At 72.1% G+C, this 22,843-nt stretch carries 25 protein-coding genes; 16 read left to right on the top strand and 9 right to left on the bottom strand.

The features are described from left to right. The first annotated feature begins 4 nt into the window (after positions 1 to 4). The 10 genes from ACZ4TV_RS02070 (at position 5) to ACZ4TV_RS02025 (ending at position 9,342) form a co-directional block, all read left to right on the top strand. A complete protein-coding gene (locus ACZ4TV_RS02070; protein ID WP_468129648.1) occupies positions 5 to 946 on the top strand; it encodes a type II secretion system F family protein in 942 nt (313 codons plus the stop codon). Continuing rightward, on the top strand, positions 943 to 1,878 hold the full coding sequence (locus ACZ4TV_RS02065) for a type II secretion system F family protein (protein WP_468129646.1): 936 nt from the start codon (positions 943 to 945) through the stop codon (positions 1,876 to 1,878). The genes ACZ4TV_RS02070 and ACZ4TV_RS02065 overlap by 4 nt, the downstream gene beginning before the upstream one ends. Positions 1,879 to 1,928: 50 nt before the next feature. Beyond that, the gene (locus ACZ4TV_RS02060; protein ID WP_468129644.1) at positions 1,929 to 2,174 is read left to right on the top strand and encodes a hypothetical protein; all 246 of its coding nucleotides are present in this window, start codon (positions 1,929 to 1,931) and stop codon (positions 2,172 to 2,174) included. Positions 2,175 to 2,279: 105 nt separating this feature from the next. Beyond that, on the top strand, positions 2,280 to 2,657 hold the full coding sequence (locus tag ACZ4TV_RS02055) for a TadE family protein (protein ID WP_468129912.1): 378 nt from the start codon (positions 2,280 to 2,282) through the stop codon (positions 2,655 to 2,657). 7 nt (positions 2,658 to 2,664) lie between these two features. Further along, positions 2,665 to 3,096 carry a TadE/TadG family type IV pilus assembly protein gene (locus ACZ4TV_RS02050; RefSeq protein WP_468129642.1) on the top strand — a complete coding sequence of 144 codons (432 nt, stop codon included), beginning with the start codon at positions 2,665 to 2,667 and terminating at the stop codon, positions 3,094 to 3,096. Beyond that, positions 3,093 to 3,557 carry a pilus assembly protein TadG-related protein gene (locus ACZ4TV_RS02045; RefSeq protein ID WP_468129640.1) on the top strand — a complete coding sequence of 155 codons (465 nt, stop codon included), beginning with the start codon at positions 3,093 to 3,095 and terminating at the stop codon, positions 3,555 to 3,557. Before ACZ4TV_RS02050 ends, ACZ4TV_RS02045 begins: the two co-directional genes overlap by 4 nt. A gap of 48 nt (positions 3,558 to 3,605) precedes the next feature. Continuing rightward, the gene (locus ACZ4TV_RS02040; protein WP_468129638.1) at positions 3,606 to 6,590 is read left to right on the top strand and encodes a BTAD domain-containing putative transcriptional regulator; all 2,985 of its coding nucleotides are present in this window, start codon (positions 3,606 to 3,608) and stop codon (positions 6,588 to 6,590) included. Positions 6,591 to 6,593: 3 nt separating this feature from the next. Continuing rightward, positions 6,594 to 7,379, top strand: coding sequence for a prepilin peptidase (locus ACZ4TV_RS02035; protein WP_468129636.1), 786 nt, complete (start codon positions 6,594 to 6,596; stop codon positions 7,377 to 7,379). A gap of 105 nt (positions 7,380 to 7,484) precedes the next feature. After that, entirely contained in the window at positions 7,485 to 8,684 is a 1,200-nt protein-coding gene (gene mqnC, locus ACZ4TV_RS02030) for a cyclic dehypoxanthinyl futalosine synthase (RefSeq protein WP_468129634.1), read from the top strand. Between the two features lie 13 nt (positions 8,685 to 8,697). Continuing rightward, entirely contained in the window at positions 8,698 to 9,342 is a 645-nt protein-coding gene (locus tag ACZ4TV_RS02025) for an imidazolonepropionase-like domain-containing protein (RefSeq protein WP_468129632.1), read from the top strand. Positions 9,343 to 9,358: 16 nt separating this feature from the next. On the opposite strand, the gene ACZ4TV_RS02020 is transcribed toward ACZ4TV_RS02025, so the two are convergent. Further along, positions 9,359 to 9,787 (bottom strand): response regulator transcription factor, encoded by a 429-nt coding sequence (locus tag ACZ4TV_RS02020; RefSeq protein WP_468129630.1) that lies wholly within the window; start codon positions 9,785 to 9,787, stop codon positions 9,359 to 9,361. Between the two features lie 51 nt (positions 9,788 to 9,838). After that, the gene (locus ACZ4TV_RS02015; protein WP_468129628.1) at positions 9,839 to 10,747 is read right to left on the bottom strand and encodes a DUF3152 domain-containing protein; all 909 of its coding nucleotides are present in this window, start codon (positions 10,745 to 10,747) and stop codon (positions 9,839 to 9,841) included. Positions 10,748 to 11,028: 281 nt separating this feature from the next. Between ACZ4TV_RS02015 and ACZ4TV_RS02010 the strand changes: the two genes are divergently transcribed. After that, positions 11,029 to 11,721, top strand: coding sequence for a demethylmenaquinone methyltransferase (locus ACZ4TV_RS02010; RefSeq protein WP_468129626.1), 693 nt, complete (start codon positions 11,029 to 11,031; stop codon positions 11,719 to 11,721). A 4-nt stretch (positions 11,722 to 11,725) separates the two neighbouring features. Continuing rightward, a complete protein-coding gene (locus ACZ4TV_RS02005) occupies positions 11,726 to 12,637 on the top strand; it encodes a glutaminase (RefSeq protein WP_468129624.1) in 912 nt (303 codons plus the stop codon). Positions 12,638 to 12,708: 71 nt separating this feature from the next. Here the strand turns inward: ACZ4TV_RS02005 and ACZ4TV_RS02000 are convergent, their stop codons facing one another. Then, positions 12,709 to 13,245: a GNAT family N-acetyltransferase gene (locus tag ACZ4TV_RS02000; protein WP_468129622.1), complete on the bottom strand. Its 537-nt coding sequence runs from the start codon at positions 13,243 to 13,245 to the stop codon at positions 12,709 to 12,711. A gap of 98 nt (positions 13,246 to 13,343) precedes the next feature. Here ACZ4TV_RS02000 and ACZ4TV_RS01995 point away from each other — a divergent pair, with 98 nt between their 5' ends. Beyond that, on the top strand, positions 13,344 to 14,627 hold the full coding sequence (locus ACZ4TV_RS01995; RefSeq protein ID WP_468129620.1) for a geranylgeranyl reductase family protein: 1,284 nt from the start codon (positions 13,344 to 13,346) through the stop codon (positions 14,625 to 14,627). A 78-nt stretch (positions 14,628 to 14,705) separates the two neighbouring features. On the opposite strand, the gene ACZ4TV_RS01990 is transcribed toward ACZ4TV_RS01995, so the two are convergent. The 5 genes from ACZ4TV_RS01990 to ACZ4TV_RS01970 are packed head-to-tail and all read right to left on the bottom strand — an operon-like array spanning position 14,706 to position 19,059. Beyond that, a complete protein-coding gene (locus ACZ4TV_RS01990; RefSeq protein WP_468129618.1) occupies positions 14,706 to 15,008 on the bottom strand; it encodes a hypothetical protein in 303 nt (100 codons plus the stop codon). A gap of 46 nt (positions 15,009 to 15,054) precedes the next feature. Then, entirely contained in the window at positions 15,055 to 16,278 is a 1,224-nt protein-coding gene (locus tag ACZ4TV_RS01985; protein WP_468129616.1) for an ABC transporter permease, read from the bottom strand. Further along, entirely contained in the window at positions 16,275 to 16,994 is a 720-nt protein-coding gene (locus ACZ4TV_RS01980; RefSeq protein WP_468129614.1) for an ABC transporter ATP-binding protein, read from the bottom strand. Before ACZ4TV_RS01980 ends, ACZ4TV_RS01985 begins: the two co-directional genes overlap by 4 nt. Beyond that, positions 16,991 to 18,574: a peptidoglycan-binding domain-containing protein gene (locus ACZ4TV_RS01975; RefSeq protein ID WP_468129612.1), complete on the bottom strand. Its 1,584-nt coding sequence runs from the start codon at positions 18,572 to 18,574 to the stop codon at positions 16,991 to 16,993. Before ACZ4TV_RS01975 ends, ACZ4TV_RS01980 begins: the two co-directional genes overlap by 4 nt. Continuing rightward, positions 18,571 to 19,059, bottom strand: a complete 489-nt coding sequence (locus ACZ4TV_RS01970; protein WP_468129610.1) for a hypothetical protein — start codon at positions 19,057 to 19,059, stop codon at positions 18,571 to 18,573. Before ACZ4TV_RS01970 ends, ACZ4TV_RS01975 begins: the two co-directional genes overlap by 4 nt. A gap of 247 nt (positions 19,060 to 19,306) precedes the next feature. Here ACZ4TV_RS01970 and ACZ4TV_RS01965 point away from each other — a divergent pair, with 247 nt between their 5' ends. Together ACZ4TV_RS01965 and ACZ4TV_RS01960 are read left to right on the top strand one after the other, a co-directional pair. Continuing rightward, complete coding sequence (locus ACZ4TV_RS01965; RefSeq protein WP_468129608.1) at positions 19,307 to 19,720, top strand: peptidase inhibitor family I36 protein; 414 nt, start codon at positions 19,307 to 19,309, stop codon at positions 19,718 to 19,720. Positions 19,721 to 19,774: 54 nt separating this feature from the next. After that, on the top strand, positions 19,775 to 20,746 hold the full coding sequence (locus tag ACZ4TV_RS01960; RefSeq protein WP_468129606.1) for a hypothetical protein: 972 nt from the start codon (positions 19,775 to 19,777) through the stop codon (positions 20,744 to 20,746). A gap of 106 nt (positions 20,747 to 20,852) precedes the next feature. Here ACZ4TV_RS01960 and ACZ4TV_RS01955 read toward each other — a convergent pair whose 3' ends face one another. Then, positions 20,853 to 21,692 carry a C40 family peptidase gene (locus ACZ4TV_RS01955; RefSeq protein ID WP_468129604.1) on the bottom strand — a complete coding sequence of 280 codons (840 nt, stop codon included), beginning with the start codon at positions 21,690 to 21,692 and terminating at the stop codon, positions 20,853 to 20,855. A 781-nt stretch (positions 21,693 to 22,473) separates the two neighbouring features. Here ACZ4TV_RS01955 and ACZ4TV_RS01950 point away from each other — a divergent pair. After that, entirely contained in the window at positions 22,474 to 22,833 is a 360-nt protein-coding gene (locus ACZ4TV_RS01950) for an NADH-quinone oxidoreductase subunit A (protein WP_468129602.1), read from the top strand. Positions 22,834 to 22,843 lie beyond the last annotated feature (10 nt).

Here is a 22,843-nt window from a genome sequence, read left to right as displayed (position 1 = left end):
GGACATGAACGGCATCACCTCCATGGGCGGCCTCTTCTCGCTGCCCGTCCTGTACGCGCTCCTGTGCGGCCTGGTCGTCGGCGGCGGGCTGGCCCTGCTCACCGCCGCGATCCGCGGCCTCCCGGTCAAGGCGGAACACGAGAAGGCCAGTTCGCGCGAGCGCTTCGCCGAACTGGCCCGGTTCGCCGGCCGGCGCGGCTCCCTCGCGGTCGGCGCCGGCCTGGCCATCCTGCTGCTGACCCGCTGGGCGGTGGCGGGCATCGCCACCGGTGTGCTCGTGTTCTTCTGGGACCGCCTCTTCGGCGGCGCCGCCGAGGAGCGGACCGCGATGCGTCGCGTCGAGGCCCTCGCGTCCTGGACCGAGTCGCTGCGCGACACCATCGCCGGGGCGGTCGGCCTGGAACAGGCCATCCCCGCGTCCGCCCGCGCCGCGGCCCCTGCCCTGCGCCCCCACCTGGACACGCTGGTCGACCGGCTGCGGGCCCGTATGCCGCTGCCGGACGCGCTCCAGCACCTCGCCGACGAGATCAACGACGCGTCCGCCGACATCATCGTCGCCGCGCTGATCCTCAACGCCCGCCTCCGGGGACCCGGTCTGCGCCAGGTACTGGGCGCGCTGGCCAAGTCCGCCCGCGAGGAGGTCGACATGCGCCAGCGGGTGATGGCCCAGCGCTCCAGCACCCGGCGCAGCGTGCAGATCGTCGTCGGCGTCAGCGTGTCCTTCGTCATCGGCCTGTCGATCTTCAACCCGGACTTCGTGTCCCCGTACAACTCGCCCGTGGGCCAGATGGTCCTGGCCTGCGTGTGCGGCCTGTTCGCCCTGGGCTTCTGGTGGTTGCGCAAGCTGTCCACGATCGAGACGCCCGAACGCTTCCTGGTCCACGACGCACAGCCGGTGCGCTTCGTGCAGCCCCCGTCCGAACGTGAGGAGGTCGGTCCGAGGTGAACCTCACCCTTCCCGTCGTGATCGGGGCGATCCTCGGTCTCGGCATCTACGCGCTCGTACGGGCCCTGGTGCCCTCGAAGAGCGGCGCGGTGGCGACCGTGGCCCGGATCGACGCGATGCGGGCGCGCGGCGCGCTGTACGAGTCGCCCTCGCGCGCGGCCCAACAGAACGAGGACTCCGGGCGGCTCGGCACGCTCCGGGCCGGTATCGGCGTCCGGATCGCCGACTTCTACCGGCAGCAGGGCTGGGAACAGCGGTCCCTGCGGGCCGACCTGAACGTTCTGGAGCGCAGCTGGGAGAACTTCCTGGCGACGAAGATCCTGCTGGGGGCGGCCGGCCTGTTCTTCGGCCCGTTCCTCTTCGCGATCGTCTGGCAGCTCGGCCTCGGCAGCGGACCCGTCATCCCGGTCTGGATGGCGCTGGTCTTCGGAGCCGTCTTCTTCTTCCTCCCCGACCTGGAGGTACGACGGGACGCGGCGGAGCGGCGCCGTGACCTGAGGCGTGTCATCGGGGCCTACCTCGACCTGGTCGCGATGAACCTCGCGGGCGGCCGCGGTCTGCCCGAGGCGCTCATGGCCGCTGCCGAGATCAGCGACGGCTGGGCGCTGCGACGCATCCGCAACACCCTGGCGGACGCCCGGATCACCGGTACCAGCCAGTGGCAGGCGCTCGGCACGCTCGGCGAGGAGCTGGGCGTCGAGGAGCTGAAGGACCTGGCGAGCGCGCTCGGACTCGTCGCGGAGGACGGCGCGAAGGTACGGGACTCCCTGGCCTCCCGCGCCGAAACGATGCGGCACCGCGAGATGGCCGAGATCGAGGGCAGCGCGGGCGAGAAGTCGCAGTCGATGCTCGTGGCCCAGCTCCTGCTCTGCGCCGGCTTCCTCGTCTTCCTGATCTACCCGGCGGCGATGCGCGTGTTCCAGGGCGCCTGACCTCCCGACCCCCTTCCGTTTTCCCATTCCTCGAGAGGACCTCCCCCACCATGAACGGATTCCGCAGTAGCCACCCGGCTCTCGACTTCCTGGTCACCTTCCTGCAGGGCCGTGTGCAGCGCGCCCGCTCGGGCGAGGCGGAACGCGGCGCGTCCGCCGTCGAGTGGGTGATCATCTCGGCCGTCGTCGTGGCGATCGTCGGCGTCGTCGCGGCGATCCTCAACACCGCGCTCAGCGAGGGCGCCGACAAGGTCGGCGACTGCATCGCGGGCGCCAACCAGTCCAAGACCTGCTAGCAGCAGTCCCTTCCCGTGACCGAAGCCGTGACCCGCTGCGCAGCCCGGCTGCGCGGCGCCGTACGCCGCAGGACGGAGGCCGCCTCCGCCCGGGGCGACTCCGGCATGTCCGCGATCGAGTTCGTCTTCCTCACCCCGCTGCTGTTCTTCATGATCTTCGCGGCGGTCCAGTTCGCCATGTACTCCTTCGCGGACCAGGTGGCGCAGGCAGCGGCCCAGGCCGGTGCCCGCGAGGCGCGGGCCAGCGCGGACGCCAACCCGGGCGGCTGGCAGGGCAAGGCGCGTGCCACGGTGAACAGCTACATCGAGCAGCTCGGGCCGCAGCTGGTCCTCAGGCCGGTCGTGGTGACCGACCAGCCGGCGCCGAACACTGTGCGCGTCGAGATCACGGCCCAGGCGCCGAGCATCGTGCCCGGGCTCAACCTGACCATCCACGCGCAGTCGAGCGGGCCGGTCGAGCGTTTCGTGCAGGACGGGGGGTGACGGTCCGTTGACCGTGCGGACAGAGCAGTGGGCACGTGACCGCGTGGCCGGAGACCGGGGGATCTCCACCATCGAGGTGGTCATCATCGCCCCCGTCTTCTTCCTCTTCATCCTGGTCCTCGTCGCCTTCGGCCAGCTGGCGAACGGGCGCGGGGCGGTCGACGGCGCCGCGCGCGACGCGGCCCGGGCCGGTTCCATCCAGCGGGACCAGAACACCGCGATGGCCGAGGCCCGCAGGGCGGCGGAGGCCGATCTGGACGATGTCTGCTCGGGCCCGGTGACGGTGACGAAGACCAGCGCGGGCTTCGAACCCGGCGGGTTCTTCACGGTGGAGGTCGCCTGCGAGATCCGCGGCCTCGCCATGCTCGGCCTCGACGTCCCGACCCGGCTCAGCGGCAAGGCCACCTCGCCGCTCGACCCTTACCGGAGGGCGGCATGAGAAGCCTCCTGGACGGGCTGCGGGCCCGCCTCGCGGCGCGCGGGGCTGCCCTGGACGACCGCGGTTCCGGCGCCGGCGCCCTGATCATCTTCAGCATCCTCTTCCTGGCCCTGGCCGCCTTCGTCGTCGACGGCGGCATGGCGATCTCCCAGCGCGAGCGGGCGGCGGACATCGCCGAGCAGGCCGCGCGGTACGCCGCGCAGGACATCGACCGTGCCGCCCTCTACGCGGGCACGGGCGGCGCCCCGATCAGGTACCAGAACTGCGACGCCCGGGTGCGCCAATTCACCACGCAGGCGGAGATGTCCCTCCCCGACCGGATGGCGTCCGGCTGTGTCGCCGCCAACGCACAGCAGGTCCAGGTCGAGATCCAGCTCACCTACCGACCCGTGCTCGGCCTGTACCACCGCGGACCGGTCACGGTACGCGGCAGAGCGATCGCCGAGTCCCTGACCGGATAGTCCGCCCACCCGTCCCACCCACCGCACCTCTCCACACAGGAAGCCGCCATGGCACGCAGAACCTCCCGTACGAGCGCCGCACCGAGACCACGACGGACCTTCGGCGACTTCGTCAAGGCGTTCCTCGCGTTCCTGGCGCTGGCCGCCCTGGTGCTCGGCGTCCCCGTGGCGCTCGCGTCCCAGATCGGGTGGCCGTTCCCCGACGAGGTGCCGTCGCTGGACATGCTCCAGCAGCAGATCACCGTCGACACCTTCATCTACGTGCTGTCCGTGGTCGTGTGGCTGGCCTGGGCACAGTTCACGGCGTGCGTCCTGGTCGAGGTCAAGGCCGCCGTGTCCGGGTTCGGGATGCCGGCGCGCGTGCCCGCCGCCGGGGCGAGCCAGGCCCTCGCCCGGCAACTGGTCGCGGCCCTGCTCCTGGTGACCGCCGGAGCGGCGAGCTTCGCCCCCGGTCTGTCGCAGCTCGGCCAGTCCCTGGAGGACCAGCACCGCCCGGGCGTGACGGCGTCCGCGCAGCAGACCCCCGGGCAGCAGGCGCAGCAGGCGGCCCAGGAGCAGGCCGCGGAGCAGGCGGAGTCCGACCGGAAGGCGGCGGAGCAGGCCAAGGAGGACGGTACGAAGTTCTACCGGATCCAGCCTCCGCAGGGCCGCCACCACGACTCGCTGTGGGAGATCTCGGAGCGGCACCTGGGTGACGGCCGCCGCTACTCCGAGATCTACGAGCTCAACAAGGACCGGGTGCAGCCCGACGGCGAGAAGCTGTCGAAGGCCAGTCTGATCCGGCCCGGCTGGATCATGGAGATGCCCGCGGACGCGTACGGCGGCGATCTCGTGGAGATGCCGGACGAGGCGCCGCAGGTGTCCGAGAAGGTGCGCGGGCAGATCGAGGAGTACGCCAAGAGTGGCGACCACCCGCTGCCCTCGGGCCACACGGCCGAGAAGGGCGCGGCCGCCTCCCCGGGGGCCGTGGACACCGACACCACGCAGATCGTCCTTCCCCGGGACTGGGCCACGCAGGACAAGTCGGGGGCCGCGGGCGGCCACGCCGACGCCGCGAAGGGCTCCGCCGCTGCCGCCGAAGCCGCCGAAGCCGGCGACCAGGCGCACGCGACGGCCGCCGACGACTCCTCCTTCGGCCTCCCCGAGGCCCTCCTCGCGTCCCCGCTGCTGGCCGCGGGCCTGCTGGCCGCGCTCGGCCGCCGTCGCCGTACCGCCCTGTGGCAGTCCGCGATGGGCGCGGTCACCGGCCGCGGCGCCACGCCGCCGCCCGTCCCCACGGGTGAAGCCGCCAACGTGCAGGACGCGCTGTTCGTCGGCGCCGACCCCGAGGCCGTACGCCGCCTCGACCGCTCCCTGCGCGGCTTGTCCGAGGCACTCACCGCCGCCTCCCGCCCGCTGCCGACCGTGTACGCGGCCTGGCTGGTCGGCGGCGAGATCCACCTCCAGCTCGGCGACGGGGAGGCCACCCCGCCCGCGCCGTGGCAGCTGGGCCAGGACCAGACGGTGTGGCGGCTGGACGAGACCGCCGCCGACTCCGCCCCGGCCAGCGACACGGCGGCCCCGTACCCCGGGCTGGTCAGCCTCGGCACCGTCGACGGGAACCGGCTGCTGCTGAACCTGGAATCCGTACCGGGCGTGGTCACCCTGACCGGCGGCCCCGAGGACAGGGCCGCGGTCATGTCCTCCATCGCCGCCGAACTCGCCACCAACGGCTGGTCGGACCGGTTGGCGATCACCCTGGTCGGCTTCGGTGAGGAGCTCAGCGCGCTGGCCCCCTCCCGGCTGCGCCACCTGCCCACGATCGAGGACCTGTTGCCCGTCATGGAGGCCGAGACCCGGCAGCGGGCCGGCGCGCTGGGCGCGGCGGGCCACGACTCCGTCCTCACCGGCCGCAGCGGCCACGCGCAGAACAACCGGTGGGCGCCGCACCTCGTGCTGCTCGCCGCCGAACCGACCGAAGCCCAGGCCGCCGAGCTCACGGCACTGGGTACGGGCGCGGCCCGTCTCGGCATCGGCTACCTCGTCGGTACGGCCACGAACAACCTCCCCGGCGCGGTCTGGGAGCTGGAGGTCACCTCCGACGGCCGGCTGCTCGCCCCGGTGCTGGGCCTCGAAATCCAGGCCCAGACGCTGCCGCGGGCCCAGCACGAGGCCGTCGTACAGCTCTTCCGGGAAGCCGACGGCGAGGCCGGGCACGACCCGAACCCGGACCCGGGTGCTCCGCCGTTCCTCGTGGACGTCACCGAGCAGGGCCGCCCGGCGGTCTACGCCCGGCTCATGGGCCCGTTCGAGGTCATCGGCCTGGAGTCCCCGGATCCCGACCGCTCGGCCCTGATGCACGAGGCGCTGGCGATGCTCCTGCTGCACCGCGAAGGCGTCAACCCACGGGTGCTCGCCGCCGCGCTGTGGCCCCGCGGTGTGACCGACGACGTCCGGGACGCGCTGATCGAGCGGCTGCGGGAGTGGCTCGGTTTTGAACCCGACGGCACTGCCCGGCTCCTTGAGGGGGCCGCCGGCCGGCTCAGCCTGGCCCGTTCCGTCGTCTGCGACCTCGACGTGGTGCGGTCACTGCACCACGAGGCCACGCAGGGCCGCGGCGCCCGGAACGCCGGCATCCGCGAGCGTCTGCTGAGCGACGCGCTGAACCTCGTACGGGGCGGCCTGCTCCCGGACCGCCCCGCGGGACGGTACGGATGGCTCTCCCACGAGATCATCGACGCGCAGCTGCCGCTGCTGGTCACCGATGTCGCCCTGGCCCTCACCGAGCACCAGCTGGCCAACCACCAGCCCGAGCAGGCCATTGCCGCGCTCTCCAGCGCCCTGGCCGTGTCGCCCTCCGACGAGCGGCTGTGGAACGAGCTCCTGCGGGCCACCCACGCCACCGGTGACATGGGGCGCCTGACCTCCCTCGCCGCCTCGCTGACCACGCGCGCCGCCGAACTCGGCGGCGGCCGGGGCCTGCCGCCGCGTACGACGGCCCTCCTCGACGAGCTGCTGCCCACCTGGCGGGGCGACAGCGCGGCGGCGGGCTGACGGATGGACGTCACGGAGGCGCTCGTGTCCGCCGGCGCCGCCGCGTGGGGCGCCGCCACCGGCCTCCTCGTGCCGCGCGCCGCGTACCGGCTCTCCGTCGGCCTCGAAGACGCGTGGCGTACGCGGTGCCCGTCCGGGCACCCGTTGACGGGCCCGGCCGGAGGATGGCTCGGCCGCGGGGTGTGCCTGCCCTGCGGCGCGCACACCGTTGCGCACACCGGGGCGGCGCACACCGGGGCGCACCCCAGGGCCTACGCACCCGCCCCGGTCGTGGTGCTCCTCGTCGCGTCGGCCTGCACGGCCCTCGCCGCGGCCGTGGGCGCCCGCCCCGAACTGCTCGTGTGGCTGGCCCTCACGCCCTTCGGTGTCCTGCTCGCCCTCGTCGACCGGGCGGTGTTCCGGCTGCCCGACGTCCTCACGCTGCCACTGGCGGCCGCGACGGCGGCCGGCCTCGGCCTGGCCGCGCTGCTCCCCGGGACGGCCGGCTCGTGGCCGACGGCCCTGCTCGGCGGTCTCTCCCTCGGAGGCTGGTACTTCACGCTCTTCCTCATCAACCCCCGCGGCATGGGCTTCGGTGACGTCAAGCTGGCGCTCACACTGGGCCAGGTCCTGGGCTGGTACGGCTGGCCCGTGCTGCTCGCCGGGACCTTCGCGGCCTTCCTCGCCGGCGCGGTCCACGGCCTCGGCCTGATGCTGCTGCGCCGGGCCGGCCGCAAGACCGCGATGCCCTTCGGCCCCTTCATGCTCGCCGGGGCGCTGGCGGGCGTGGTCTACGGCGCGCTCGGCTGAGCCGAGGGTTCTCCGGGGGGTGTGCCCGAAACGTGTCCGAGCCCTGGCGTAGGCTGGATCGGTCCGGACCTTGACACAGACACACCGCCGAAAGGTGACGCACCGGTGACCGACCAGGCCGTTCTCCAGTCTGTCCTCGACCGCGCCGCCGCAGGGGGCCGGATCACCAAGGAAGAGGCGCTCGACCTCTACCGCCACGCGCCGCTGCACGCGCTCGGCCAGGCGGCCGACGCGGTGCGCCGCCGCCGCTACGCCGGCAGCGAGCACATCGCGACGTACATCATCGAGCGGAACATCAACTACACCAACGTGTGTGTCACGGCGTGCAAGTTCTGCGCCTTCTACGCGGCCCCCAAGGACGCGAAGAAGGGCTGGTCCCGCGACCTCGACGACATCCTGCGCCGCTGCGCGGAGACCGTAGAGCTCGGCGGCACGCAGATCATGTTCCAGGGCGGGCACCACCCGGACTACGGCGTCGAGTACTACGAGCACCACTTCTCCGCCATCAAGAAGGCCTTCCCGCAGCTGGTCATCCACTCCCTCGGCGCGTCCGAGGTCGAGCACATGGCCCGCATCTCGGGCGTGAGCGCCGAGGAGGCCATCCGCCGCATCCACGCGGCCGGCCTGGACTCCTTCGCGGGCGCCGGCGCCGAACTGCTGCCGGAGCGGCCGCGCAAGGCGATCGCCCCGCTCAAGGAGTCCGGAGAGCGCTGGCTGGAGATCATGGAGATCGCCCACGAGCTGGGCGTGGAATCCACCTCCACCATGCTGATGGGCACCGGCGAGACCAACGCCGAGCGCATCGAGCACATCGCGATGATCCGGGACACGCAGGACCGTACGGGCGGCTTCCGCGCCTTCATCCCGTACACCTACCAGCCCGAGAACAACCACCTCAAGGGCCGCACCCAGGCGACGATCTTCGAGTACCTGCGCATGATCGCGATCGCGCGCCTCTTCCTCGACAACATCGCCCACATCCAGGGCTCCTGGCTGACCGTCGGCAAGGAGGCGGGCCAGCTCTCGCTGCACTACGGCGCGGACGACCTCGGCTCGATCATGCTGGAGGAGAACGTCGTCTCCTCGGCCGGTGCCAAGCACCGCTCCAACCGCCAGGAGATCATCGACCTCATCCGCAAGGCGGGCCGCACCCCGGCGCAGCGCGCGACGACGTACGAGCACCTCCTGGTGCACGACGACCCGGCGAACGACCCGGTCGACGACCGCGTCGTCTCGCACATCTCCTCCACCGCCATCGAAGGCGGCACGGCGCACCCCGAGCTGAAGCTCATCTCCACGAACTGACGCGTTCGAACCGATGCTGACGCTGCACACCGCCGAACTCCTCGTCGCCGGGCCGGGGTCCGCACCGCTGCCGGGCGGCGCCGTCCTCGTCGAGGGCGACCGGATCGCCCGCGTGGGGCCGTACGCGGACCTCGGCGCGGCCTGTCCGCACGCCCGGACCCGGCGCTGGCCCGGGGTGCTCACCCCGGGGCTGGAGGTGCGCGGGGCGGACGAGCTGCTGGAGCGGACGTACTACCCGGACGACCCCTACGAGGTCACCGAGCTCGGCGCCGACCCGATCAGCGGGGAGGCCGCGCTGGAGGCCCTGAAGATGACCGAGTCGCGGTGGGGCAACAGCGCCCGCCGGGGCACCCAGCGGCTCCTCGCCCGCGGGGTGGTGGCGGTGTGCGGCCGCTTCACGAGCGCGGCGGTGCGCACGGCGGTGGTCCGCTCGGGGCTCACGATCCTGCCGTCGGCCCCCTACGAGGGAGCGCCCGCGCTGGATCCGTTCGCGGGGCGGGACACGGTCGGACAGGCCTTCCACGGGGCCTTGGAGCCGGGCGTGCCGGCCCGCTTCGTGGTCTTCGCGGTGGCGGACGAGGCCGAGTTGCTGGAGCGGGGGGCGACCACGTGCGTGGCCACGGTCATCGGGGGCCGGCTGCTGCACCGCCGCCGCTGAGCGGGGCGCTCTGGCTCTATCCGGTGCCGTCGCTCGGCCCGGTGTCCCCGCTGGATCCCGCGTCCCCGCTCGGCCGCCCGGTGTCCTCGGTGCGCCCGGTGTCCTCGCCGCGCCGGGTGTCCTCCCGGGCGAGGGCCGCCAGCAGGCAGGCCTGCAGGCGGCTGATCCCGCCCAGCTTGGCCCGTATGTTCACCACGTGGAACTTGACCGTGCTGACGGACAGTTGCAGCTCGACGGCGAGTTCGCGGTTGGAGGCGCCGGTGGCCAGGCACAGGAACACGGCCGACTCCTGCTCGGTGAGCAGCGCCTCGGCCGGCTGGACCCTGCCGGGCTGGACCTTGCCCGGCTGGACCCCGGCCGGGTGGTCCTCGCGCGTCACCTGCGGCCGGCCCGGCTCCTCGTACGAGGGAAACCACGCGGGGACGCTGAAGCTGACGACGCGCACGGTTTCCACTCCTAGCCCCCGGCCGGCCCGTCCTGTGGCCGGCTCTCCCGCTTAAGGGACGCGCGGACCGGACAGATAAGTTCCACTGGCGTCGTACGGCCAGGCATTGGACGTGCAACCGAGCAGGCCCTTGATCTGCTGCATCATCGCAGGTGCGGGCTTGCCCGGGCCCGGGCAGGTCTCGTGCTCGCGGCCGATCTCGTGGCCCACCTCGTGGTTGACGATCAACGCCCGGTACTCCTCCACCGGGCCGCTGAACTGCGGCGAACCCTCCTGCCAGCGCTTGAGGTTCACCACGACGGTGTGGCCGGCCCGGCAGTTCGTCTCGCCGATGAGCTCCGGGGTCACCACCTCGCACAGGCGGTCGGTGGTCGTGGGCGTCGCGATCTTGACGGTGAAGTCCACCGGCTGGCCGGCTCCGACGAGCTGGAAACCGTACGCCGGATCCCTGGTCCAGCCGCGCGGATCCCCGAGGATCGTCTCGACGGCGCGGGCGGCCGAGTCCGGGTCGACCCCGCTGCCCTCCTCGACCTCGATCCGCCAGCGGAGCGCGGGCCCCTTGCCCTGCGCCGTGCCGGAGGCGGTGGAAGCCGTGAAGACGCCCGGCCGGGCGGGCTTCGCGGGGGCGCTGGCGGACGGCGCGGGCGAGCCCGGCGGCTGCTGCGAGGGCGCGGCGGAGGAATTCGCCGGCGCGGGGGAGCGCTTGCCACCCTGCGGGACCGGGTCCCCGGCGCCCCCCGCGGACTCCCCGTCCTGCGGCTCGGGCTGGACCGCGCTCCGGCCCCCGGCGACCGTGGCGGACTCGTCCTGGGGCATCAGCGCGTACGCGGTCGCCGAGACCGCGACCAGCGCCGCCGAGCCGAGGAGGATCGTGCGCCGCAGCCGCCTGCGCCGCTCGGCCCGGCGCCTGGCGCGCGGGCCGCTGCGGCGGGAACGACCGGTGGAATGGCCTGCCGGCATCGTGAAGCCTTCTGTTCGCGGCGGCCACTGCCGGACCGGCCACGACTCGGGCCCTGATCCGGTGGGTGACCCTCACCGGGCCGCACCCGCCCAGTGAACGCGGCGGCGGGGGCCGGGCGTAACTGTCCTTCGGACCAGTTGTGAGGGACAGCCCCGCCGGCGCCGCCCGGGCGGAGCCGGCGCCGCAGCGGGTGGGCGGGCCTGAGAGGATGGGCAGGCCTGAGAGGATGGGGCGGTATACGCCGATCCGCATCGCACCGCACACCGAGGGGCCAACGCCAGTGACACGCGCTTCCCTGGACAAGCAGCCGCACGAAGTCGCCTCCATGTTCGACGGAGTCGCTGCGAACTACGACCTCACGAACGACGTCCTCTCCCTCGGCCAGGCCCGGCTGTGGCGCAAGGAGGTCGCCAAGGCGGTCGGCGCTCGCCCCGGGCAGACGGTCCTGGACCTGGCCGCCGGGACCGCGACCTCCTCGCTGCCCTTCGCCGCCACCGGCGCGTACGTCGTCCCCTGCGACTTCTCGCTGGGCATGCTGCTGGAGGGCAAGAAGAAGAACTCCTGGCTGCCGCTGACCGCCGGTGACGCGACGAAGCTGCCGTTCAAGGACGGCGTCTTCGACACCGTGACGATCTCCTTCGGCCTGCGCAACGTCCAGGACACCGACGCGGCCCTGCGCGAGCTGTACCGGGTGACCAAGCCCGGCGGCCAGGTCGTCATCTGCGAGTTCTCGCAGCCCACGTGGGCGCCCTTCCGTACCGTCTACACCGAGTACCTGATGCGCGCCCTGCCGCCCGTGGCCCGCGCCGTGTCGTCCAACCCCGACGCGTACGTGTACCTCGCGGAGTCCATCCGCGCATGGCCCGACCAGCCCGCGCTCGCCGCCCTGCTGCAGAAGGCCGGCTGGTCCAAGGTCGCGTGGCGCAACCTCAGCGGCGGCATCGTCGCGCTGCACCGGGGTACCAAGGCCTGACCCGGTGGACTACCAAGCCCTGCTGGAGCGGATCGCGGCGGACACCGCCCCGCTGGTGGGCGCCGGCACGCCCGCCGAGTACATCCCGGCGCTCGCCGCCGTGGACCCGCGGCAGTTCGGGATGGCCGTCGCCGACCTCGACGGCAACGTCTTCGGGGTGGGGGACTGGCGGGTCCCCTTCTCCACCCAGTCCATCACCAAGGTCTTCGCGCTCGCCCTGGCCCTGGCCGAGGGCGGCGACAGCCTGTGGGAGCGGGTCGGCCGGGAACCCTCCGGCAACCCGTTCAACTCCCTCGTGCAGCTGGAGTACGAGAACGGCATTCCACGCAATCCGTTCATCAACGCGGGCGCCCTCGTGGTCACCGACCGGCTCCAGACCCTGACGGGCGACGCGAGCAGCGAACTGCTGGAGTTCCTGCGGCAGGAGAGCCAGAACCCGGGCATAGGCTTCGACGCCGACGTCGCGGCCTCCGAGCAGGAGCACGGCGACCGCAACGCGGCCGTGGCCCACTTCATGGCCTCGTACGGGAACATCGACAATCCGGTGCCCGCGCTGCTGGAGCACTACTTCTGGCAGTGCTCGATCGAGATGAGCTGCGCCGACCTGGCCCGCGCCGGGCGCTTCCTGGCCCGGCACGGGCTCCGGGCGGACGGCACGCGGCTGCTCACGCGCAGCGAGGCGAAGCAGATCAACGCGGTGATGCTGACCTGCGGGACGTACGACGCGGCGGGCGAGTTCGCCTACCGCGTCGGCCTGCCCGGCAAGAGCGGCGTGGGCGGGGGCATCGTCGCCGTGGTCCCGGGCCAGTGCACCCTCGCGGTATGGAGCCCGGGCCTGGACGCCCGCGGCAACTCGGTGGCGGGCGTGGCGGCCCTGGACCGCTTCACGACCCTGACGGGCCTTTCGGTGTTCTAGGGGGCGGGGGCGTACGGGGGCCACGCGCGCGGCCCCGTACCCGCGTGGACCCGTACGCCCACGCCCCTTCCTCAGCCCCGGCCCAAGGAGAGCGCGTAGCGGCGGGCCGGGTTGCCTGCCGGGGTGGTGAACTCCTCGGCCAGCTCCATCCCGAGCCGCTCCGCGACCGCGACGGACCGGGCGTTGCGGGCGTCGATCATCGCCACCACGGACGGCACACCCGCCTCGCGGACCCGCTCCAGCGTGGCCAGCGCAGCGGCGTACGCGTAGCCCTGCCCCCACGCGGAGCGCCCCAGCCGCCAGCCGATCTCGATCTCCCCGACCGGCCCCCACTCCTTCTCCCGGGGCCACGGCTGCGCGCCGGTGAAGCCGATCACCGCGCCCTCCCCGTCCAGCAGGGTCCACAGGCAGTAGCCGAGCTGGGCGTCGTGCATGCGCTGGCGCGCGGTGAACTCCTCGTACGCGGACAGCTCCGCGGGACCGCCGAGGAACTCCATGACGTCGGGGTCGGCGAACACCTGGTGCCAGGCGTGCGCGTCCTCGTCGGTGGGCACGCGGAGCTGTACGGCGGGGAGCGGCCGGGTCGGCGAGGTCGGCGAGCTTGTCAACGTGGGTGGCCCTTCTGATCGCGTTCTCTCTCGCTGCATAGACTGCACATGTCCGGTGCCGTTGGGCACCCTTTATCGAGCCTTCGGGAGACCCCGCAGTGACCGAGCTCCTCTCCGAACACTCCGCGGACGTGATCGTCGTCGGGGCCGGGCCCGCCGGCTCGACCACCGCCTACTACCTCGCCAAGGCCGGATTGGACGTCCTGCTCCTGGAGAAGACGGCGTTCCCGCGCGAGAAGGTCTGCGGCGACGGACTGACCCCGCGTGCCACCAAGCAGCTGGTGGCGATGGGAATCGACATCTCCGAAGAGGCCGGCTGGCTGCGGAACAAGGGCCTGCGGATCATCGGCGGCGGCCAGCGGCTCCAGCTGGACTGGCCGGAACTGGCCTCCTTCCCGGATTACGGACTCGTCCGCAAGCGCGACGACTTCGACGAGACCCTGGCCCGCCAGGCGCAGAAGGCCGGCGCCCGGCTGTACGAGCGCTGCACCGTCGGCGAGCCCGTACGCGACCCGCGCACCGGCCACATCACGGGCGTGCAGGCGAAGCTGGGCGAGGAGAAGACCCCGGTCACCTTCCACGCCCCGCTGGTCGTCGCGGCCGACGGCAACTCCTCCCGGCTGTCCCTGGCGATGGGCCTGCACCGGCGCGAGGACCGCCCGATGGGCGTCGCCGTGCGTACGTACTTCACCTCGCCGCGGCACGACGACGACTACCTGGAGTCCTGGCTGGAGCTGTGGGACCGGCGCGGCCCCCAGGACCGGCTGCTGCCCGGCTACGGCTGGATCTTCGGCATGGGCGACGGCACGTCCAACGTCGGCCTCGGCATCCTCAACTCCTCCTCCGCCTTCAAGGAGCTGGACTGGCGCGAGGTCCTCAAGGCCTGGTGCGCCTCGATGCCGGCGGACTGGGGCTACACCCCCGAGAACATGACCCAGCCGATCCGCGGCGCGGCCCTGCCGATGGCCTTCAACCGGCAGCCGCACTACACCAAGGGCCTGCTGCTCGTCGGTGACGCGGGCGGGCTCGTCAACCCGTTCAACGGCGAGGGCATCGCGTACGCCATGGAGTCGGGCCAGATCGCGGCCGACGTCATCGTGCAGGCACAGGCCCGGGCCACCCCGGCGCAGCGCGAGCTGGCGCTGCACAACTACCCGAAGGTGCTCAAGGAGACCTACGGCGGCTACTACACGCTGGGCCGCGCCTTCGTGAAGCTGATCGGCAACCCGAAGGTCATGAAGGTCGCCACGCAGCGCGGCCTGACCCACCCGGTGCTGATGAAGTTCACGCTGAAGATGCTGGCCAACCTGACCGACCCGACGGGCGGCGACGCGATGGACCGCATCATCAACGGCCTGTCAAAGGTGGCCCCGAAGGCCTGAACCGGGCGGCGGCCTCCGAGTGCTGTGACCGGCAAGGTTCACCTTTCCGGCCACAGCACTTGCGGGGGAGCCGCTCCCTCAGCTGCCGTGCGTGCTCGCGTCGGTGTCGGTTCCGCTGTCGGTTCCGGTGTCGGTTCTGGTGTGGGCGTCCGGCCGGCCGTGCACGGTACGCACGCACCGCGCCAGCAGCACGAGCCCGCACACCAGCAGCGTCCCCGAGGCGGTCCAGCCGAGCCCCAGCGCGAGGGCGTGCCCCGGCTTCTGCCAGGGGCGGGTGGTCGTCAGCAGCCAGCCCGCGACGGCGAGCAGGCCGAGCCCGAGCGCGGCCGGGACGGCGGTGGGGTCGCCGGTGCCGTGGTCCTCGTACGACTTCGGCTTCACGGGACCACCACCTCCAGGGTCGTCGGACGGTCAGGGTGTGCCGCGGCTATCTTCGCAGGGCCTCGGCCGGTTCGATACGGGCTGCCCGCCAGGCTGGATACAGCCCGGCCAGCAGCCCGGTGACCAGACCGACGAGCGGCGCCGCGGCGACGGTGGCCGGGTGGATCACCGGGGTCCAGTCGCGGGCGACGCTGACGGCGACCACGGTCAGTTCGCCCAGCGACGTGCCGACCAGGCCGCCGAGCGCGCCCAGCGCCGCGGACTCGGTGAGGAACTGGGCCGAGACGTGCCGCCCCCGGCCGCCGAGCGCACGACGCAGTCCGATCTCCCCGGTCCGCTCCAGCACGGCGACGAGAGTGGTGTTGGCGATTCCGACCGCGCCGATGACCAGGCAGATCCCGGCGAGCAGCAGGAAGAGCGCGCTCAGGTCGGAGGTGACACCGGAGCGCAGCGTCCGTGGGTCGGGGGGCGGGACGGCCTTGAGGTACTCGGGGTGGTCGGGGCGCAGCGCGAGCGGGGCGAGATCGGCGACCTGGCGGGCGGCGCCGAGCTCGGTGGCGATCAGCATGGTCGCGCCGCCGGGAGGGGGAGGCCCCCACAGCTGCTCGGCGGTGGCTCGGGGCACGAGCACGGACAGCAGGTTCTCCGGCTTGCGTTCCACGTCGGAGATGATGCCCGCCACGGTGAAGGGCTCCCGACCGATGTAGAGCGCGGGTCGGGTGGCCAGGGTGGTGATCCCGAGGCGAGCGGCGAGTCCGCCGCCGATGACGACGACGCGCTGTCCGCTCTGCTCGGCGAAATCGTCGTAGAGCCGGCCCTCTTGGAGCGTGGGTACCAGAGCGGCGACGGCCCCGGGGGAGGCCGCGACCACGGACGTGCCGGTGGTGGAGGCGCCGCCGTCGCCGGATGGCAGGGAGCTGAGGGACGTCCCCGGATCCAGCCGCACCGTCCACAGCACCCCGGCGTGCTCGATGCCCGCGACCGCGCGCAGCCGCTGCTCGGCGTCGGAGGGGAAGCCCAGTCCGGTGAACTCGCCCTGCTGGGAGGCGACGTCCTCGATGGTCACCTCGGTGGCGGTCAGGACGTTGAACCGACCGTCGATCTGCGAGGAGATGGTGGCGGTGAGGCCGAGCACGGCCACGAAGCTGCCGACGCCGAGGACGGTGCCCAGGGCGGTGAGCACGGACCGGCCGGGGCGGCGCAGCATGCCGGCGACGGCCTCGGCCAGGGCGTCGCGCACGGACAGCCGGGTCGGCTGGACGGTGCTCACGTACGCAGCCGCCCGTCGCGGATGGTGACGGTCCGGGCGCCGCGCCGGGCTACCTCGGGGTCGTGGGTGATGACGAGCACGGTCATACCGGAGCCGTGCAGTTCGTCGAGCAGCCCGAGGACGGAGGTGGCGTTGGCGGAGTCGAGATTGCCGGTCGGCTCGTCGCACAGGAGGAGCGAGGGCCGTCCGACGAGGGCGCGGGCGATGGCCACCCGCTGGCGTTCGCCGCCGGAGAGCCGCCCCGGCACGGCGTCGGCGCGGTGCCCGAGACCGACCTGGTCCAGTGCCTCGCGGGCCCGTACGAGGCGCTGCGCGCGCGGTGTTCCGGTGTAGAGCATGGCGAGGGTGACGTTCTCCAGGGCGGACCGGTGGGGGAGGAGGTGGAAGGACTGGAAGACGAAGCCGATCCGGCGGCCGCGCAGGGCGGTGCGCTCCCGGTCGGGGAGCGCGGCGGTGTCGATGCCGTCGAGGAGGTAGCGGCCGCTGGTGGGGGAGTCGAGCAGTCCGGCGACGTTGAGGAAGGTGGACTTCCCGGAGCCGGACGGCCCGACGACAGTGATGAACTCTCCGCGTCCGACGACCAGTTCACAGGGGTGCAGGGCCGCGACGGGCGGCGGACCGGGATAGGTGAGGCCGACCCCGCGGAACTCGATGACGGGGGCGTCGGGCTCCGGGACCTCGTCCCCTCGGGGGCGGCGCGGGCGGGGGAACCTCACCTGCCCGTCCTCTTGGGGGCAGCACCGATGACGACCTTGGTACCGGCGGTGAGGTCGCCGGGCCGGACGGGGGTCACGGCCACGTAGCCGTCGCCGCTGGTGCCGGTCCGGACCGCGATACGCCGCTGCGTGCCGTCGTCGGCCACCGCGGTGACGAGGGTCCGGCCGTCCGGGCTCGCGGAAACGGCGGTCACCGGTACCACGAGCGCCTCGCCGTCGGTGGCGGCGGACTCGATGGTCAGCCGGACGTCCTGCCCGGCGAAACCGGCGGCCAGCGGCTGGTCGGCGCGGACCACCATCCGGTAGCCGAGATCGGCTCCACCGCCCTTGCCCTGGCTGCCGTCCCGGCCTTCACGCTGGCCGTTCTGGCCGTTCGGGTCGGACTGCTGTCCGGACGGCCGGCCGGTGGACCGCTCGGTGGCGACCAGGGCGACCTTGGCCCGGACGTCGGTGCCGGCGACCTCGGAAGAGATCACCACGGCCATGCCGGCGCGCAGCAGCTGCTTCTTGTCCTCCTTGAGGTAGGCCTCGACGACGAGTTCCCCGGCGGAGAGGGTGAGCACCGATCCGGACACGGGGCCGCCGACTCGGCCGCCGACACCGCTGACCCGGGCGGGAAAGGCCGCGACGAACACGGTCTCGGCGGCGGGCAGCATCGGCCCGTCGGCGGCCTCTGCCGTCGCCAGCTTGGCCTGGGCGTCGGTGAGCGCCTGGCGGGCGCGCGTGACGGCCCGGGCGGAGTCGCCGGTGTCGCCGGATCCGCTGGATCCGCTGGATCCGCCGTCGGTCTTGCCGCCGTTCGTCGTGCCCGGGGAGGCGGAGGCGGCGGCGGTGGCTCCGGGAGTCGTCGCCTCGCCCCCGCGGGGGGCCTGGGCATCCTCCAGGGCCCACTCTGCCGACCGTACGGCCTCCCGCGCGGCCTTGAGCGCGTCCCCGCCGTCCGCCACAGCGGGCAGCGGGTCGTACCCGATGGCCTTGTAGCGTGCGGCGAGGGCGGCCTTGGTCCCCGGCCCGAAGACGCCCTTCGCGTCGGTGCCGGTGCCGTGCCCGAGGTCCCGTAGCGCCTGCTGCAACTGGGCCACGTCGTCTCCGGTGGCACCCGGCTTGAGGTCGCGGTAGACGGGCAGGGTCCCCTTGAGCGTGAAGACGGGTCGCCCGGAGACCTCCGCCAGCAGTTGCCCGGCCCCCACCGCGTCTCCTGCCCGGAGCGGGAGCTTGGTCACGACGGGCGGGCCCGTGCCGTCGCCGGCGCGGGGCTGCGGGGCCACCTCGACGCTCTGGTCGGCGACCACGGTCCCGCGCATCACCACATTCTGCGCGAGAACCCGCTGCTCGACCTCCGCCGTCAGCGCCCCCTGCGCCGGCGGTCCGGTCTCCGCGGCCACCTGCGCCGGGGACTTCACCAGCGTGGTGGCCAGCAGACCGCCGATCGCCATCAACGCGGCCCCGGCGACGACCGCGAGCACCACCCGCCGTCCCCGGTGGAGCGTGGAGGATGCGGGCGCGGCTGCCATGACGGCAGCCGTGTCGTCCTGGGCGTCCTTGCTCACGTCTTCCACGACGTCCTGCAGCTCGTTCATCCGCCGACCACGCCGTCGGGCGCACCCTCGGCCTTCCCCTTGCACTTCAGCAGGGCGTCGCGGTGCTTGGTCCTGAGCTCGCCCCGCTGCTCGACGGTGAGCCCCTTGTCGTCGAACTCGGCGGTCACGGGGTCCGGCTCCGGATACCAGGTGACGCCCTCCGCGCGCATGCAAGCGGTCTCCTTGCGGGCGGCGTCGAGTGCCTTCGGGGCGGCCTGCACGGGAGGGGGCTCCGGCGGGAGCTTGTCCTTGCACGCCTCCTGGGCCGCGGAGAGGTTCTTCGCGGACGGATCCTCCTTGTCCACCCGGGGAGCCCCGTAGTCCAGGTGGACGATCTTGATTCCCTGTCCCTTCAGGCAGTCGTGGTAAGCGATGTCCGCCGCGGTGGGCGGGGGGCTGTCACTGGCCTTGGGCTCGCCATCGCCCGAACAGGCGGTGAGTGCGAGGGAGGCGGCGAAAAACAGGGCGGTGGCGTACTTGCGCATGCTGGCGCTTCCCTCGGGGTGGGAATGTGGAATGGGAGCGTCCGCATGATGGGAATGCTTGTGAACGCGGTTCGTGATCCTAGAGAGAGTTTCCTTTCGCTACAACCCCCGCCCCGTGGCGGCTTTTTGACTTCCCATAGGCTGAGATTGCTCCTTGTGTGCGCATGTCGTCTGGGTTTAAATCCCGCTTGACCTCAGGCAGTCGGGGAATCCCGTGCTGTCTATTTCTACGGTGGGGAATGTGCGAATGAACAAGAACCTGCGCGGACTGCGTCTCGCGGCCGCCCCTGCGGCCATCGCGGCCGCTCTGCTGGTGGCAACGGCCGCCCCCGCCTCGGCGTCCGTGCATGACGGCTATCTCGAGCAGTACGAGATGGGGCTTTACTACTTGGTCGACCGCGGCGGCTGCGTCTTCGACTACAACAACGACGATGAGACCTTCACGGACAACAAGTTCTACGGTCCGACCGGTTGCCACGGTCGCACGAGCGGGGTGAACGACAACACGGAGTCCTACTGGAACCGTGACGCATTCGGGTGGCATGTCTACACGGACTGGAACTACGGCGGAATTAAGGGCTCCATCCCCATCGGTCACATCGGTAATGCGTCCAGCAACTTCAAGAACAAGATCAGTTCGTCGCGGTTCTACGTTCAGTAGGCCTTCGGACCCGCAGGTCAGTAGGAACGCCCCCGTACCGAAGGAACCCACCAGATGCCATCCGCACAGCGCCGCCGGTCCACCGCGGCAGCCGCCCTGCTGGCAGCGACCCTCCTGGCGGGGTGCGCGGAAGCCGGTGGGGCGAAGGGCAAGAGCGGCGGCGAACCCGCCCTCGGCCCTGTCGCCGTGAACCCCGCCACGATCTCGCTCTCGCTCCCGATGGACGCGTACACGGACACGGACGGCGAGCGCGGGCGGATGGACGCCGCGCAGCACCGACTGACCGCCCAGTGCATGGCCCGCTTCGGGTTCTCCTACGAGCAGCCGTCAAAGCCGGCTGCGGACGGCGCCACCTCGAAGGAGGACCGGCATCGGAACCTCTTCGGGATCGTCGATCCCGCGTATGCGGCGACGTACGGGTACGCCCCGGACGCGGGGCGGGAGCGCACGCCGCGACCGTCGGTGCCGCAGCTCAGCGACAGCGCGTCCACCGTCCTGTTCGGGCAGCACCCCGAGGACAAGGGTCAGGCCGACCCGGGCCCGGTGAGTGACGAGGAGGCCCGGACGGCGGACAGTCGTCTCACCGTGGGCGGGCAGAAGGTGCCTGCGGGCGGCTGCCAGCGGGAGGGTTACCGCAAGCTCTACGCGCCGACGAAGGACAGTGTGGACCTGCTGCTCCCCTTCGGCCTCGCCTCGGAGGCGCACACCCGGGCGCAGGAGGACTCCAGGGTCGGGGACGTGCTCGCGAAGTGGTCGCAATGCATGGCCAAGGCTGGGTACAGCGGCGTCAAGACCCCGTACGAGGTGATCGAGAAGCTGGGCCTGCAGAACGACAAGGCCGGTCCCAGGGCGGTCGCGGTCGCCACCAAGGACGTGGCGTGCAAGCGCGAGGTGAACCTCGTCGGGATCTGGGCGGCCGCCGAGGAGGCGTACCAGAAGCAGCTCGTCGAGGAGCACGCCGAGACCCTCGCCCTGTACAAGAAGCAGCGCGACGCACGCCTGAAGCTCGCCGCATCGTTCTCCTGACCGCCGGCGACGTCATCCCCGGCGGCGCGCCGAAGGGCCGGTACTCCGCCCCCGAGCGGGGGAGTACCGGCCCTCAGCCGTGTCTGTTGCCGCGACCGAGCGGTGCTCAGAGGACGCGGACGGCGCCCGTCGGCCTGTCGTAGCTCAGGCTGCGCTCGACGATGCCCGTGCTGGGGTTCTGCGCGCCGACGAACTTGCCGCCGCCGACGTAGACGGCGACGTGGTACGCGCTGCCCTTGGAGCCCCAGTACAGGATGTCGCCCGGCTGCAGGGCGCTCAGGGAGACGGACCTGCCGGCCGAGGACTGCGCCTGGGACATGCGCGGCAGGGAGATGCCGGCCTGGCGGTAGGCGGCCTGGACGAGGCCGGAGCAGTCGAACGAGGACGGACCGGTGCCGCCCATGACGTACGCCTTGCCGACCTGTGCGCGGGCGAAGTTGACGATGGCGGCGGCGGAACCGGTGGCCGGGGCGGTCACGGTGCCCGTGCCCTGGGAGCTGCCGGAGCCGGAGGCCGAGGTGCCGGCCAGAGTGGTACGGGCGGAGGCGCGGGTGGCGCGCTCGGCCTCGGCCTTGCGGTCCGCCTCCTCCTTCGCCTTCTTCTCGGCGTCGGCCTTCTTCTGGGCCTCTTCCTTGGCCTGCTTCGCCTCGGCGGCGGCGCCGGTGCGGGCGCTCTCCTCCTGGGCGGTCAGTTCGCCCTCGACGGCGGCCAGGCGGGTGTTCTCGGCGGCCGTGAGGACGGCGGAGGAGACGTCGGCGGCCAGGTCCAGGTCGAGGACCGGCATTTCGAGCGTCGTCTCGGCCACGGGCTCGGCGGGGGACGCGCTCGCGGTGCCGGCCATGGCCAGGGTGCTGAGGACGCCACCGGCAACTCCGGCGCGGACCGCGAGCTTCGAGGCGCTGCGGCGGGGCTTCCGGTGGCTGGGTATGTGAGCGGTGTGGGACATGAGGACAACCGCTATCAGGGGTGCGGGGTTCCCTTCAAGAAACGTGGCTTGCGCCACAGTTGCGCGCGAAGGGGCCCTAACCGGGCACGCCAGGCCACTTATTGACGCCGTAACGGGCGAAACGGACAGGGCTTCACAAGGCTGTGATCACGGGGTTTCTGCAATAAGTCCGTATTGATCCTCGACCTACCATCACTCCGCACAGATGGCCAAGCCCTGTTTCGGAAGCTTCGATTCAGAGTGGTGCAGGTCACAGGAGCATCACGTCATGCGGACGCTGTGGTCCGGCCGTGATCTTCCTGTGAAGGAGCCGAGAGGTTCGTGAACGGATGCACGCGATCACGGAGGTCGCCGGACCCGCTCCTGCCCCGTGTCCACCTCCGTACACGTGGGCTCCCCCGACCGGGCGACGCGGATCCCCTTATCACCGCCGCGCCCGTCTCGCCAATTTGCCTGCAAAGGCCATCGTTTGATAAGGCGGCGCGCCTCCCACCTGCGGTAACGGGGTCGGATGTCACCTTTGGTGATCATGTGGATGCTTCGCGTATGAAGATCACCACTCATTGGACTTCATGATCGTTCGGCAGGTGGTGGAGATCACAAACTCGGTGTTGCAACCCGTGTCGCAGATCACAGACGAGCGGGCATAGGATGCGCAGCAGTCCGGCTTGTGAACTGCCTCACATGCAAGCGCTCGATCAAAAGCGTGATCTTCGCGAGGCGGGGCGCGGCGCCGGTGCAGCGGTCCAACGGTCAAGGACGACTGGAAGGAGCGAGGAGCGTGAATGCGTACGCGCCCATCCTCGTGCTCGGCGCCCTCGGCGCAGGGTTTGCGATCTTCTCCGTGGTCATGGCCACGCTGATCGGCCCAAAACGCTACAACCGGGCAAAGCTCGAAGCCTACGAGTGCGGCATCGAGCCGACACCGATGCCGGCCGGCGGCGGCCGCTTCCCGATCAAGTACTACCTGACGGCGATGCTCTTCATCATCTTCGATATCGAGGTCGTCTTCCTCTACCCCTGGGCCGTCACCTTCGACGCCCTGGGGATCTTCGGGCTCGTCGAGATGCTGCTCTTCGTGCTCACCGTCTTCGTCGCCTACGCCTACGTCTGGCGCCGCGGCGGCCTGGAATGGGACTGAGGGGCTGATT

The organism is Streptomyces sp. NPDC028910, assembly GCF_055564955.1.
The sequence above is the reverse complement of the archived record's forward strand: the minus strand, read 5'-3'. Positions and strand labels throughout refer to the sequence as shown.

What these genes read in the sequence shown, in the direction of transcription:
- ACZ4TV_RS02070 (WP_468129648.1), top strand. Translation starts at nt 5, where the DNA reads ATGAACGGCATCACCTCCATGGGCGGCCTCTTCTCGCTGCCCGTCCTG.
- ACZ4TV_RS02060 (WP_468129644.1), top strand. Translation starts at nt 1,929, where the DNA reads ATGAACGGATTCCGCAGTAGCCACCCGGCTCTCGACTTCCTGGTCACC.
- ACZ4TV_RS02055 (WP_468129912.1), top strand. Translation starts at nt 2,280, where the DNA reads ATGTCCGCGATCGAGTTCGTCTTCCTCACCCCGCTGCTGTTCTTCATG.
- ACZ4TV_RS02045 (WP_468129640.1), top strand. Translation starts at nt 3,093, where the DNA reads ATGAGAAGCCTCCTGGACGGGCTGCGGGCCCGCCTCGCGGCGCGCGGG.
- ACZ4TV_RS02040 (WP_468129638.1), top strand. Translation starts at nt 3,606, where the DNA reads ATGGCACGCAGAACCTCCCGTACGAGCGCCGCACCGAGACCACGACGG.
- ACZ4TV_RS02035 (WP_468129636.1), top strand. Translation starts at nt 6,594, where the DNA reads ATGGACGTCACGGAGGCGCTCGTGTCCGCCGGCGCCGCCGCGTGGGGC.
- ACZ4TV_RS02025 (WP_468129632.1), top strand. Translation starts at nt 8,698, where the DNA reads ATGCTGACGCTGCACACCGCCGAACTCCTCGTCGCCGGGCCGGGGTCC.
- ACZ4TV_RS02015 (WP_468129628.1), bottom strand. Translation starts at nt 10,747, where the DNA reads ATGCCGGCAGGCCATTCCACCGGTCGTTCCCGCCGCAGCGGCCCGCGC.
- ACZ4TV_RS01975 (WP_468129612.1), bottom strand. Translation starts at nt 18,574, where the DNA reads ATGAACGAGCTGCAGGACGTCGTGGAAGACGTGAGCAAGGACGCCCAG.
- ACZ4TV_RS01970 (WP_468129610.1), bottom strand. Translation starts at nt 19,059, where the DNA reads ATGCGCAAGTACGCCACCGCCCTGTTTTTCGCCGCCTCCCTCGCACTC.
- ACZ4TV_RS01965 (WP_468129608.1), top strand. Translation starts at nt 19,307, where the DNA reads ATGAACAAGAACCTGCGCGGACTGCGTCTCGCGGCCGCCCCTGCGGCC.
- ACZ4TV_RS01960 (WP_468129606.1), top strand. Translation starts at nt 19,775, where the DNA reads ATGCCATCCGCACAGCGCCGCCGGTCCACCGCGGCAGCCGCCCTGCTG.
- ACZ4TV_RS01955 (WP_468129604.1), bottom strand. Translation starts at nt 21,692, where the DNA reads ATGTCCCACACCGCTCACATACCCAGCCACCGGAAGCCCCGCCGCAGC.